The sequence below is a fragment of the Acinetobacter sp. GW821-FHT01C12 genome, from assembly GCF_059422625.1.
The window spans coordinates 18,384-30,899 of record NZ_JBWKXD010000005.1 but is presented as its reverse complement, the minus strand read 5'-3'; the positions used below and the strand labels follow the sequence as shown (position 1 = coordinate 30,899).

General features: G+C 37.6%; 14 protein-coding genes. 9 read left to right on the top strand and 5 right to left on the bottom strand.

Annotation, left to right across the window (positions count from 1 at the left end; all coding sequences use genetic code 11):
• Nucleotides 1–190 precede the first annotated feature (190 nt).
• The 8 genes from AC07WY_RS13390 (at nucleotide 191) to AC07WY_RS13355 (ending at nucleotide 6,235) form a co-directional block, all read left to right on the top strand.
• Nucleotides 191–472 (top strand): hypothetical protein, encoded by a 282-nt coding sequence (locus tag AC07WY_RS13390; protein ID WP_494736497.1) that lies wholly within the window; start codon nucleotides 191–193, stop codon nucleotides 470–472.
• A gap of 722 nt (nucleotides 473–1,194) precedes the next feature.
• Nucleotides 1,195–2,460 (top strand): RtcB family protein, encoded by a 1,266-nt coding sequence (locus tag AC07WY_RS13385; protein WP_494736556.1) that lies wholly within the window; start codon nucleotides 1,195–1,197, stop codon nucleotides 2,458–2,460.
• A gap of 155 nt (nucleotides 2,461–2,615) precedes the next feature.
• Entirely contained in the window at nucleotides 2,616–2,933 is a 318-nt protein-coding gene (locus tag AC07WY_RS13380) for a KH domain-containing protein (RefSeq protein ID WP_262086431.1), read from the top strand.
• A 5-nt stretch (nucleotides 2,934–2,938) separates the two neighbouring features.
• Nucleotides 2,939–3,343 carry a DUF7684 family protein gene (locus AC07WY_RS13375; protein ID WP_262086432.1) on the top strand — a complete coding sequence of 135 codons (405 nt, stop codon included), beginning with the start codon at nucleotides 2,939–2,941 and terminating at the stop codon, nucleotides 3,341–3,343.
• 26 nt (nucleotides 3,344–3,369) lie between these two features.
• Nucleotides 3,370–3,831, top strand: coding sequence for a DIP1984 family protein (locus tag AC07WY_RS13370; RefSeq protein ID WP_004822548.1), 462 nt, complete (start codon nucleotides 3,370–3,372; stop codon nucleotides 3,829–3,831).
• 487 nt (nucleotides 3,832–4,318) lie between these two features.
• Nucleotides 4,319–4,597 (top strand): CPCC family cysteine-rich protein, encoded by a 279-nt coding sequence (locus AC07WY_RS13365; RefSeq protein WP_262086433.1) that lies wholly within the window; start codon nucleotides 4,319–4,321, stop codon nucleotides 4,595–4,597.
• Nucleotides 4,575–5,606, top strand: coding sequence for an RNA 3'-terminal phosphate cyclase (gene rtcA, locus AC07WY_RS13360; RefSeq protein WP_262086434.1), 1,032 nt, complete (start codon nucleotides 4,575–4,577; stop codon nucleotides 5,604–5,606). Before AC07WY_RS13365 ends, rtcA begins: the two co-directional genes overlap by 23 nt.
• A 185-nt stretch (nucleotides 5,607–5,791) precedes the next feature.
• Nucleotides 5,792–6,235: a DUF2147 domain-containing protein gene (locus AC07WY_RS13355; RefSeq protein ID WP_105713769.1), complete on the top strand. Its 444-nt coding sequence runs from the start codon at nucleotides 5,792–5,794 to the stop codon at nucleotides 6,233–6,235.
• A gap of 86 nt (nucleotides 6,236–6,321) precedes the next feature.
• On the opposite strand, the gene AC07WY_RS13350 is transcribed toward AC07WY_RS13355, so the two are convergent.
• From AC07WY_RS13350 to pheA, 4 genes are all read right to left on the bottom strand, one after another.
• Nucleotides 6,322–6,906: a GAD-like domain-containing protein gene (locus AC07WY_RS13350; RefSeq protein ID WP_262086436.1), complete on the bottom strand. Its 585-nt coding sequence runs from the start codon at nucleotides 6,904–6,906 to the stop codon at nucleotides 6,322–6,324.
• Between the two features lie 20 nt (nucleotides 6,907–6,926).
• Nucleotides 6,927–7,307, bottom strand: coding sequence for a hypothetical protein (locus tag AC07WY_RS13345; RefSeq protein ID WP_004822559.1), 381 nt, complete (start codon nucleotides 7,305–7,307; stop codon nucleotides 6,927–6,929).
• Nucleotides 7,308–7,425: 118 nt separating this feature from the next.
• The gene (locus tag AC07WY_RS13340) at nucleotides 7,426–9,672 is read right to left on the bottom strand and encodes a bifunctional prephenate dehydrogenase/3-phosphoshikimate 1-carboxyvinyltransferase (RefSeq protein ID WP_494736496.1); all 2,247 of its coding nucleotides are present in this window, start codon (nucleotides 9,670–9,672) and stop codon (nucleotides 7,426–7,428) included.
• Between the two features lie 32 nt (nucleotides 9,673–9,704).
• The gene (pheA, locus tag AC07WY_RS13335; protein ID WP_004719240.1) at nucleotides 9,705–10,811 is read right to left on the bottom strand and encodes a prephenate dehydratase; all 1,107 of its coding nucleotides are present in this window, start codon (nucleotides 10,809–10,811) and stop codon (nucleotides 9,705–9,707) included.
• Nucleotides 10,812–11,062: 251 nt separating this feature from the next.
• Between pheA and AC07WY_RS13330 the strand changes: the two genes are divergently transcribed.
• Entirely contained in the window at nucleotides 11,063–11,581 is a 519-nt protein-coding gene (locus tag AC07WY_RS13330) for a DJ-1/PfpI/YhbO family deglycase/protease (RefSeq protein WP_004719237.1), read from the top strand.
• A gap of 359 nt (nucleotides 11,582–11,940) precedes the next feature.
• On the opposite strand, the gene AC07WY_RS13325 is transcribed toward AC07WY_RS13330, so the two are convergent.
• Entirely contained in the window at nucleotides 11,941–12,240 is a 300-nt protein-coding gene (locus AC07WY_RS13325; protein WP_262086438.1) for a DUF1905 domain-containing protein, read from the bottom strand.
• Between the last annotated feature and the right edge of the window lie 276 nt (nucleotides 12,241–12,516).

Below are 12,516 nucleotides of genomic sequence, written 5' to 3'. Positions count from 1 at the left end.
AACGCCTTAGTGCAGGGGTTAGGCCCTTCTATCGTGTTCACTCACAAAATCGGATCTTAACGTTTGTGGCTGTTTTTCTTTTTAAACTCATCATGTTTAAAAGCGATGCTTGTGAATCAACAAAAAATTTGCTAGCTTGGACACTTCAACTCAAAACCAAAGACAGGTGTCAGTCTGTAAAACGCAAATTATGTCTATACAAGTTATTGTTGACGATAACAATCTTGATCTTGCTTTAGAAAAACTAAGAGTCAAAAAGTACTATTTAGAAACTAACCACTGGTATAAGAAGTGCCAGAACTATCATGAAAAACCGCCAAGTAAAAGTCGTAAAAAAAGCGAACTGAAACTTTTACATGGGCATAGTCAAATCCTAGAAGACGATCCTCTCGCACTGAGGTTAAAAAACCATATCGAAGAACATTATCAACCAAATGATGATAATACGGTATGGGATATGAATAAAAATTAAGATTCACAAATTTCATCAAACTCAGCTTGGGAGAAGAAATTCTCCTAAGCTGAGTTTCATACTATAATCTGTAACATGATAGATATCCTGAATAATAACAATGCGTACTTGGTTTGCTTTCCTCTTATTTCCTTTAGTAATTTTTGTATTCTTATTTTTCTTCTATGTCATTTTCTTACTTTCACTCACTTTGGGCTGCGGTTTCCAGCAAGAAGATATCCCAACCTGCTCAAAAATTTATTATTTTTCAATTATATCAATATTCCCAATCGCTATTTGGCTTGGCTATTTTACAACTAAATTTGCGCCACATTGTGGAAGATATTTCCTTAGTAGTATTTATAGTCTAATATTTTCAATCACTTTATTTGCATACTTACAAGGCTCTAAAATAAGCCTCATCTTTTCAATTGGTTTTAGCCTCCTTTTCTTATTATGTTTAGGAATTGGTTGTTTTATATTTTATTTAAAATATAAAAATAGATAAATTACTATCTAAAATGATATCTATATTTGCATATTTTTTCAAAACGCACATTTAAAATAAAATCTAAATTTATTTACTCATTAAAAATCAATATTTTATAAAATAAAATCAATTAAAAAAACAAACTTGGCACACTCTCTGCAATATATAGAGCATACATCATGAGATGTATATAAATATCACCTGCCTGCAACCGCTTGGCAGGCAGGTTTTGAAAAGGATCAAAGCAATGTCTATGTTAGTCGCAGAACAAATCGAAAAACAAACTTCCTTAGCACAGGAACGTACTTATAACGTAATTCAGGATGCTAAAGGTGTTCCTATAAAAATGTGGACCAAAGGTGTCCCTGTTGATGAGAAATCGAAAGACCAATTATTAAAAACAGCACAAATGCCTTTTATTTATAAATGGATGGCAGTAATGCCAGATGTACATGTAGGAATCGGAGCAACGATTGGAAGTGTAATTCCAACCAAAGGCGCAATCATCCCTGCTGCGGTCGGTGTAGATATTGGCTGTGGAATGATGGCTGCACGTACTTCGCTAAGCGCATCAGATTTACCAGATAACTTATACGCTCTGCGTACCGAACTTGAACGTTTAATTCCGCATGGTATGACCAAAGGTCGTGGTCGTCGTGACCAAGGTTCATGGGATACACCTACTGCACGTGTTGATCAGGCTTGGGCTGAGTTGGTGACTGATTTTGAATATATCTGTGCCAAGCATCCCCGTTTAAAAAATACCAACAACCATAAACAGTTAGGTACTTTGGGAACTGGAAACCATTTTGTTGAAGTCTGTTTAGATGAGCATCAACAAGTATGGATTATGTTGCACTCAGGTTCTCGTGGTGTTGGAAATGCGATTGGTAACCACTTTATTGAGCTTGCACGTAAAGATATGCAAAAGCATTTTATTAACCTGCCTGATAAAGATTTAGCTTATTTAGTGGAAGGGACTGAACACTTTGATGATTATTGGTTTGCGGTGGGTTGGGCACAACGATTTGCCATGAAAAACCGTGAGTTAATGATGGAAGCTGCGGTTCAAGCTTTACGAATCATCATCAATAAACCATTTAATGCCAAAGTTGAAGCCGTAAATTGCCACCATAATTATGTGGATAAAGAAGAACACTTTGGTCAGGAAGTACTGGTAACACGTAAAGGTGCTGTACGTGCCCGTTTGGGTGAGTATGGAATTATTCCGGGTTCAATGGGTGCCAAGTCTTTTATTGTCAAAGGTAAGGGAAATCAGGAGTCTTTCTGTTCATGTTCGCATGGTGCTGGTCGTGTACATAGCCGTACTGCAGCGAAAAAGTTGTTTACTGTGGAAGATCAGATTGAACAAACCAAAGGTGTAGAATGCCGTAAAGATGCAGCCGTGATTGATGAGATTCCATCTGCGTATAAGCCAATTGAAGATGTGATGAAAGCACAAAGTGATTTAGTGGAAGTGGTTTATACCTTAAGTCAGGTTGTTTGTGTAAAGGGTTAGTTGATGCATAAATTAGGGAGATTAAATCACTCATTTATTTCTATTGAATTAAAAATGTTTGATCATGGCTGGGCTGCTTTAATTTTCAAATATGATCAACTAGAAATCTCAATAGATTTATCAGATGTTTATGATCCGTTTCAAGATTTGGTGAATTGGGGTGGAATATTCAACAAAATATTCTGCCAGCCTCTATTGAGATAGATGAAGAAGGTCATGTTGTTAAAATTGTTGCAGAAAACTCGATTATAGAGGATCAATTAATTATTCGATTTATTGCAAAGTCTTTTGTGCATACTCTTAAATTGAATAAGTATTTTTTTCTGAACACTTTGAAACAAGAAATACAACGTTTTTTTGAAAATGATTTTAATCAACATGAATGGCATGAAATTTACCCAGTACGTAATCTACCATTTTTCTGTATTAACGACTGGGTACTTAATCACACTTGGATTAATCAAAATGAGTAATACCAATGGATCGCTCTAAACAAGTCAAGATCAGTCATTACGATCTTTTGGCTAATCAAGCAATCCATCTTGAATTACCACAAGAGCCATACATTGTTGTGCTAGCAATACACAACAACAATGTAACCAATGATTGGCGCAATCAATGCAGTGATTGGATTGTAAAATCTAAACAATGCTATTGGGCTTTAGCTTGGGGCCATGAATGTTCAATTTGGGATGATGCATTGGATTATTCTTATTTAGAATTTTGTAATTATGATCTACCTGAAGACGATGATTATAATTTCATGACCACTTGGCATGAAAATCAAACTTTAGAAGACGTTATAGAATTTGCCGAATCAATCCCAGTTGATACACTACCCCAGCAAACTTTATATGAAATCGTTGTGTTAAATATTTATTGACTATTAAAAGCGATAAGGAAAATAAAATGAAACTTGCAGAAGCACTCTTATTACGAAGCGATCAACAAAAGAAACTCGCTTCATTGAAACAACGTATCAATGCGAACGTATTGGTACAGGACGGTGATGAGCCATCCGAGGATCCAAATGAGTTATTAAAGCAAGTATTTGCATTAACTCAAGAATCCCAAAAACTTGTTTATGCCATTCATCAAACCAATGCTTTGGCAAAATTAACAGATGGTCGTTCATTATTGGCTTTACTTACTCAACGTGATGAGCTTGTGGAGCGCCATAAAATTTTAACGTCTGCCATCAGCAACACACAACGTGAGCCTGACCGCTATAGCACACGTGAAATCAAATGGCATAAGGTCATTCCAGTATCATCCTTGCAAAAACAATCCGATGATATCAGTGCCAAATTACGCGACTTGAATGTATTGATACAAGCCACCAATTGGCAAGTTGATTTACTTGACGTTTAAAGCCATCATTTAAAAGCTTTGATAGGGCTTTACCCTATCAGATCTCGAAATATATTGGGCGAGTACAAGATCTAAGGCTGTATAGATTGAAATAAAAGTCAGCATCATTTTTGGGTAATGACAGCGAAGCGGATTTAGAGCGGAAACGCACCAATCAAATCCATCACCTATCATCACTTAAACCTTTGTGAATCAGAGTGACTATTCACACTGTATTACCACGTACTGACAATATATTTCACCTTTTCTCAAGTGATTCGTCATTTGAGAAAACCCGAACATACTGGGCGAGTGCAAGATCCCCTACCTCCACAACATAGGATTGAAAATAAGGTGTAGTGGCTTGATGAGCGAGCGGGTTAGCTTAAAACTTTAAGCACAAATCAACCCATCACTACGTACAATGCAAACCTTTGTGAGAGCAAAGTTACAATGCACTGAGCATCACCATGCACTGACAGTATGTTCACCCCTTTTAGGAATTTTAATGAATTACCATTGTTCTTGTTGTCATCATTACACTAGAGATCAACCCTCTGGTAATTTTGACTTTGAGATTTGTCCAGTTTGTTTTTGGGAAGATGATCCTGTACAAAATATTCATCCAAATTCAAAAAGTGGTGCAAATGCAATCTCATTAGCAGAGGCACAAGATAATTATCAACAATATACTGTAAGTGAATTACGATTTTTAAAACATGTTCGAAAACCGAATGATTTAGAAAGAAATGATGAAAAACAAAATGAACACATTAGTAAAAAATAAAACCATCCAAATTGATGGCTCACAAGGCGAAGGTGGAGGGCAAATTTTAAGAACTGCCCTTTCATTGTCTATGTTAACAGGTATTCCATTTGAGCTTGTGAATATTCGTGCAGGACGTAAAAAGCCGGGCTTGATGCGGCAGCATTTAGTCTGTGTACAAGCATCACAACGCATCAGTAATGCCATTGTGGAAGGTGCTGAACTACATTCACAAAAATTATATTTTCAACCCCAACAAGTTCAGGCGGGTAAATATGATTTTCATATTGGTTCAGCCGGTAGCACAGTATTGGTTTTACAAACACTACTACCAGCACTGATGATGCAAAATGAAATCAGTCAAATCAGTATCCACGGCGGAACACATAATCCAATGGCACCGACTGCAGATTTCATAGAGTCTTGCTTTCTACCTGCTCTTCATAAACTTGGAATAAAAGTCGACTTTGAATGCGAACGTGCTGGTTTCTTTCCAATTGGTGCGGGTCAAATCAATATTACAACTTATCCTTGGATAGATAAGCTTGAATATTCAGTATTAAATAAAGGCAAATTACTGGAAATACGTGGCTATGCCGCTGCCTTAAATATTCAACAGAATATTGCGGATCGTGAACTGGAAGTATTGCATAACAAATTGAGCTTAAGCCAACGTAATAGACTAAATTTTCAAGGGATTAGCCAAGGGAATACAGCTTTTGTGGTGTTAAATTACCAACACCATCAACAAGTATTTTCTGCGTTAGGTGAAATGAAGAAAAGTGCAGAAAAAGTAGCGCATGATTTAGCCAAAGAAGTTAAATCCTTTTTAGCTTGCGATGCTGTGGCTGACGAATACCTAGCAGACCAACTTTTATTGCCTTTAGCTTTAGGTAAAGGCGGTGAGTTTACTGCTCAAGTTGTCAGTGAACACACTACAACACAAGCTAAAATGATTCAAAAATTCTTAGATTGTGAAATTCACTTTGAAGCAATCAATGATATTTTTAAGGTGAGTGTCATCACATAAGCTTCAGCTATGCTAAATCCAGTTTACAAGCTCATCAATTGCTTATCTTTATGTGCCAATTCATTTTAAATTTCATACTTATTGGCACATTATGTAAATAAATGACCCAACTATTCATTATATAATCAACGCCTTAAATAAGTATGATTTTAAAGTAGAAAATACCCACTTAAGGAATAAGGGAAATGATGAGAGTTTTATTGGGGACAGCATGTATCGCATTTTTAACATCGACAGCTTTTGCAGAAGATATTGTGGGAACCTGGCGTTATATCGATGACAAAACTGGTGAAGCAAAGGGACTGGTTAAAATTGAAAAACAAAGTAACGGTACCTATGCGGGTACAGCATTAAAAGCAACACCACGCCCAGGCTACACTCCAAAAGAATTTTGCACCAATTGCCCTGCACCTTATACCAACAAGCCAATTATTGGCTTACAGGTAATCTCTGGGCTAAAGACAGATGATCATGTGAGTTATACTGATGGGAAAATTATTGACCCAGTTTCAGGCAAAATCTATCGCTTAAAAGGTAAAGTCAGCCCAAATGGCAAGAAACTATTTCTTCGTGGATATTTAGGTATTTCAGCAGTAGGGCGTAGCCAAACATGGTTACGTGTCGAGTAATAGCATAATTTAATTCATAATAGAAATGACAGTTTTATCTCAATCAAACTGTCATTTCTAAACATCTATTTTGAATGATTTTTAAATCAGTTATTCACAGCAAGTTGATATAAAAAATCTAAATGTGTGGCAGCATCACCCTTATCTAAATTGAGATCACTGGCGCGCCCACCCAATCTCAGTGCAGGAAGATAACAATACATTTGATTTTCAGCTAATTTACCATATTGAGTTTGCGCCTTTACTAAGGCTGATTTTTCTAAAAATTGCTCAATGATCTCATCATCACAAATCCAGTCATTAAAAAAATCTGTTAATGACCAAGCTGTTACCCCAATATCCGAGTTGTGCGGGTCGATAAAGGATACATCCTCATCGCCATCTTCGCTTAATAAACGATAATAAAACACCAAACCAAATGCCGAAATAGCAATGGGTAATCGGGTCATATCAGGTTGATCTTTCATTAACCATGACCAAAGCACATCTTGATAAAGCTCAGGGTTAATGATCTGTAGCAAACCGTTGCCATAGAAGCCAAAACCATGATTTTGCCAAAGCTCTAAGAGCGCTTCAGGTAAATACGCTTGATATTTTTTTACAGTTTCAAAGCTTACTGTGTTTCCTGCCTGATCTACTGAAAATTTATTGATAAATGTTTGTAATTGCATAGCTATCCTCTAGGTCCTGCTTATACTTTCCATTCAAATCCACTAAACGCATCATCTTCTTTTAATGTATTTTCTACAGCATTTGCCAATTGCTTAATCATGCTCTGGGTTGCAATCTTCTTAAACCATGCTTGTTCTTCATCAGCATGGGCTGAAATTTCACAAGTTAATAAGCCCTGATCATTTAAATGACAATTAACCCCCAAACCAATTGGATGATTTTCTACGCTGACAGCGAGATCTTCATCTGAGTGTGTTGTTTCCGCTTTAAAGCCATATTGAGACAGTTGTTTTAACAACAAAGTCGTCACATATTCCTGAGTGACATAACATACATTTTCACCATGATTGTGACTGTTAATATGATTCTCACAGTTTGCAGTAAATTGTAATGTTCTCATTGCTTCATCCAAAAGGCTTTATAGTTGTATGGTTTTAGAATAAGCAATATAAACAAAACAGCCAAGCATTTGCTTGGCTGTTTTTAATTAATTATACAAATATTAGACAAGGACTGATTTATTCGCTGACTTGAATCTGAAGCCCCGCCTGATTGGTGAGTTCAGTAAATGTTGGGAAACTTGTTGCTACAGTTTCAGTGCCAATAATCTTAATCTCGCCAGAGTTACGTAACCCCGCCATAGAAAAACTCATTGCAATACGATGGTCATGGTGCGATTCAATTTCACCGCCAGAGAAAATAGCAGACCAGTCACCCGATTTACCTTTTCCTTCAATGATGATGCCATCATCAGTTGGCGTACAATCAATCCCCATGGTTTTTAAACCATCCGCCATCACTTGAATACGATCAGACTCTTTAACCCGTAATTCAGCAGCTCCTGTCAACACCGTTTGCCCTTCAGCACATGCAGCAGCAATAAACAAAGATGGAAACTCATCAATTGCCAAAGGTACTTGATCTTCTGGCATATGAATGCCTTTCAATGTACGGGTACCACGGATACGGATATCAGCAATCGGCTCACCGCCTGCAATTCGTTCATTTTCAACAGTTAAGTCTGCACCCATTTGCTTAAGGATTTCGATTACACCTGTACGAGTTGGATTAATCCCAACAGCTTCAAGGGTAATATCTGAACCTTCAGTAATGGCAGCACCCACCATAAAGAATGCAGCAGAAGAAATATCAGAAGGTACTTGAATCTCTGTCCCAACTAACTTGCCACCACCGTGTAATGAAATACGATTACCTTCCGTTTTCACAGCATAACCAAAAGCACGTAACATACGCTCAGTATGGTCACGGGTTGGTTCAGGTTCAGTCACAGAGGTTTCACCCTCTGCCCATAGACCTGCCAATAAAATCCCAGATTTGACTTGCGCAGATGCCATTGGCAAATCGTAATGAATGCCTTTCAGTGCTTGAGCACCAGTGATAGAAACAGGCGGAGTACCACGTTCACCTGTGGTTTGAATTTGCGCACCCATTTCACGTAAAGGTTTTGCTATACGCTCCATTGGACGCTTAGACAAAGACGCATCACCCGTCATCACAGAGTCAAACTGTTGTGCTGAAAGCATGCCTGAAAGCAAACGCATCGATGTACCAGAATTACCCATGTACAGTGCCGTTTTGGGTGCTTTTAAACCATGAATACCCACACCATGGATGGTCACTTCACCATTTTTAGGGCCTTCAATACTAACCCCCATATCGCGAAATGCTTGAAGTGTTGCTAAAGCATCTTCACCTTCAAGGAAACCTGTAACGTGGGTTGTACCTTCAGCAATTGCACCAAACATGATGGAACGATGTGACACTGACTTGTCACCCGGCACGGTAAATTTACCTTTAAATGTCTTCTCACCCGGCAAAATGGTAAATTGTTGTGTCACCTTATTTTTCTCCATCAAAGGTTTATTGGCGAGCATATGATTGAAATGCTGTCGTGCCGCTTGTGCATGTCCTAGCAATCCCATCAGGGCTTGTGAATTCTCATCTTCAATCAGTTGACGTAATGTCGCAAGTTGCGTTTCAAAACCATCAACTGCTTTCAATATGGCTGTTTTATTGGCAAAAAATATATCATGCCACATCTGCGGATCACTGGCAGCAATACGTGAGAAGTCACGAAAACCTCCAGCGGCATAACGGAAAATATCTAAGTTATCTTCACGATTTGCAAGCTGTTCGACCAGATTAAATGCCATCAGATGCGGTAAATGACTGGTATGTGCCAACACTTCATCATGTTTGTCCACATCCATACAAATGACTTCTGCTTTTGCAGCCTGCCAAAGCTGAATCAGTTTTTCAACTGCCCAATCAGCACTAGTCGGCAACGGCGTTAGAATCACTTTATGATTCACAAACAAGTCAACTTTACCTGCATGGACACCTGTATGTTCTGCACCAGCAATTGGATGACCAGGTACAAAACCTACAGGAAGATTTTCACCATAGACAGCATGTGCTGCTGCCACCACGTTCCCTTTGGTACTTCCGACATCGGTAATAATGGCGTTTTCAGAAACATAGGCTTGAATCGTTTCAAGTACTTTCTGAGTTGCACGAACGGGCAAAGCCAGAACGATTAAATCTGCATCTTTTACAGCTTCTACAGGATCACTAAAACCCGCAGAAATAATTCCTAAAGCTTTTGCATCTTCCAGCGTTTTCTTTGAGCGGGTTGACGCAACAACATTTTCAGCAAGATGTTCGGCTGCAATCACACGGGCTAGACTTGAACCAATCAGTCCAAGTCCAATAAAAGCAACTTTTTTAAATAAAGGTTGTGACATAACGATTTTGAACTACCTATTTCACAACAACATCAAAGCACAGCAATCGGATATGAACCCAGTACACGTACTTCTTTAACCAGTGGACGAATATCTTCAATCGCCGCTTTAACATTGTCCTGTTCCACATGACCTTCAAGATCAATGAAGAATACATACGCCCATTTTTCAGGTAATGCAGGACGGGTTTCAATACTGGTCAAACTAATGTTGTGTTTTGCAAATGGTGCAAGAATTTCCAATAAAGCCCCTGCACGGTCATGTGCTGAAATCAGTAATGAGGTTTTATCATTGCCACTTTGCGGTACCTTTTCACGACCAATGACCAAGAATCGTGTCGTATTTTCAGGATTATCTTCAATATTTCCGTGGAGAACTTCCAAGTCGTAAATACTTGCAGCCACATCAGATGCAATTGCTGCTGAATGCCATTCATTGCGAATACGGCGAGCAGCCTCTGCATTTGAGCTTAAAGCTACACGTTCTACACCCGGATAATGTGCATCCAACCACTTACGACATTGCGCAAGTGTTTGTTGATGTGCATAAATTTGTTTAATACTGTCTTTACGAGTATTTGAAGAAATCAGGAATTGGTGATGAATACGCAATTCAACTTCACCAATCACATTTAAATGCGATGCTTTAAAACAGTCTAAAGTATGGTTGACCACACCTTCAGACGAGTTTTCAACTGGAACTAAACCATAATGTGCACTGCCCGCTTCAACCTCACGGAACACTTCATCGATCGTTGGTAGTGGACGAACCACAGCATCCTGACCAAAATGTTTTAATACAGCAGAATGTGTATAAGTACCGACTGGACCTAAAAATGCAATACTTTGTGGTGCTTCAAGTGCCAAACATGCAGACATAATTTCACGGAATAAACGTGCCATGGTTTGATCTGACAATGGCCCTTCATTGCGCTCCATAACTTGACGTAAAACCTGTGCTTCACGTTCAGGACGATAAAATAACGGATTCTCTTCTGCTGCAAATTTTGCTTTAGCAACTGATTCCGCCAGTTTTGCACGGCGATTGATAAGTTGTTGGATTTGCTGATCTACAGAGTCAATATCTTCACGGATTTGAGCAAGATCTAGAGAAGTCGTTTTTTGATCATCGTTGATCATTGTTATGTCGCCCTTTAAAGTCGAGAATTACGAGAAGTCTATGTTTTAGACCACTGACAGTATAACAATAGTTCAGTTTAATTTGTTGGGCAATAGTGCATTTTTCAATGTTTCACTTTCAACTTATATATTGAATAAAATGTCATCACTTTATAACTTTTCTGACCACAAAATGAATTACAAAGCAGCTATAGAATTTTAAGCATTGCGCTCTATGATAAAAAGCATAAGCGCATTTCGAGTCATAGAATATGAATAAAAAAATCGCTGTTCTCATTACCCATGATTTCGAAGATGCGGAATATCATCATCCCGTTGAAGCTTTTCGAGCTGCAAGCCATTCTGTGCGCAATATTGAAAAGTCTGCGGGGAATATTGTGTATAGCAAACAAAGAAAATCTTCGGTCAGTATAGATTTAGGTATTGATGAAATCTCTGTTCGGGATTTTGATGCGTTGATGATTCCGGGTGGATATTCCCCTTATCATCTTAAAGAAGATGAACGATTTATTGATTTTTTACGTAATTTTGCCAATGCGCAAAAACCTATTTTTTTATGTTGTTACAGTAGCCATTTGCTTATCGATGCACAAATTGCCATTGGACGACGCTTAACCTCGATTGAAGATATCCTCAAAGAACTTAAAGACGCTGGCGCTGTGGTTTTTGATCGCGAAGTGGTAAACGACAACAATTTATATATTTCTTCACGCTCGACTTTTGAACTGCCTATCTTTATTAATGAATGTTTAAATGTATTAAGTGCTTAGCTTATTAGTTTTAACCTTGTTTATGAGATTTTGTATCTCTTTTATAAGTCAAAATAATCATATTGCATGAATCATATGAGTATTGAAAGCCCATTCCTCATTTGGGAAAAGACTAGGATGACGGAGCTTTTATGTTGATCTATGCTTTAAAAAGGATTTACGACTGAAGCTTAATATAAAAATTTAAAAGCTCATCAAAAAAGCGAAATCATTAATTCACGTATCATTGCCTGTACCAATGGGTCTAAACGTTTAAGCTAAAATCACGTTGTAAGGGCTTTACAGCGATATGATTTGACTTATTCAATACAGCCTCACTAGTGGTCAAATATACATAATCAAAGCTTGACCATTAAAACTTATAACAGAATTGAAAAAGAAATATGATCTCCTGAATATATCTTCTCTTTTTTGCGAATCTCTGCTTTAAGTGGCAGTAAATAGCCCTCTGATTGCTTGTCAGGAAATATAGATGTTTTCCAGATACTTTTACCCAGTGTGACAGTAATAGGTACAGCACCCCAGCTTCGTTTCTGATGAATGTATTTTTTTATTTCTTCAGATTGTAATTTGGAAATAAGAGCATAATGCCATCCACCAACACCCAAATACTGCTGGACTGTTGATTCAATTTGAAAAGAAACTCCATAATCCATCATTTTAATTTCACTCAAAAGTTTAAACAGCTTATCGTTGTTATATCTACTTCATTCGCCAATTCTATTTTTTAGATAAGGCATGAGCACATTACCACTGACTTATTATTGTACAAATCCAATCAAGCAAACAAGACCTACACCTACGTATTTGATCAATTGTTGTTTGCTCTACCTTTACTTTTTAATATTTGTTTTTCAATATATTTATTTGATTTTTCTCAATATATTCCCATCAAAATAAAAAAGCTGTTCATGTTTCATAAAAAACATGAACAG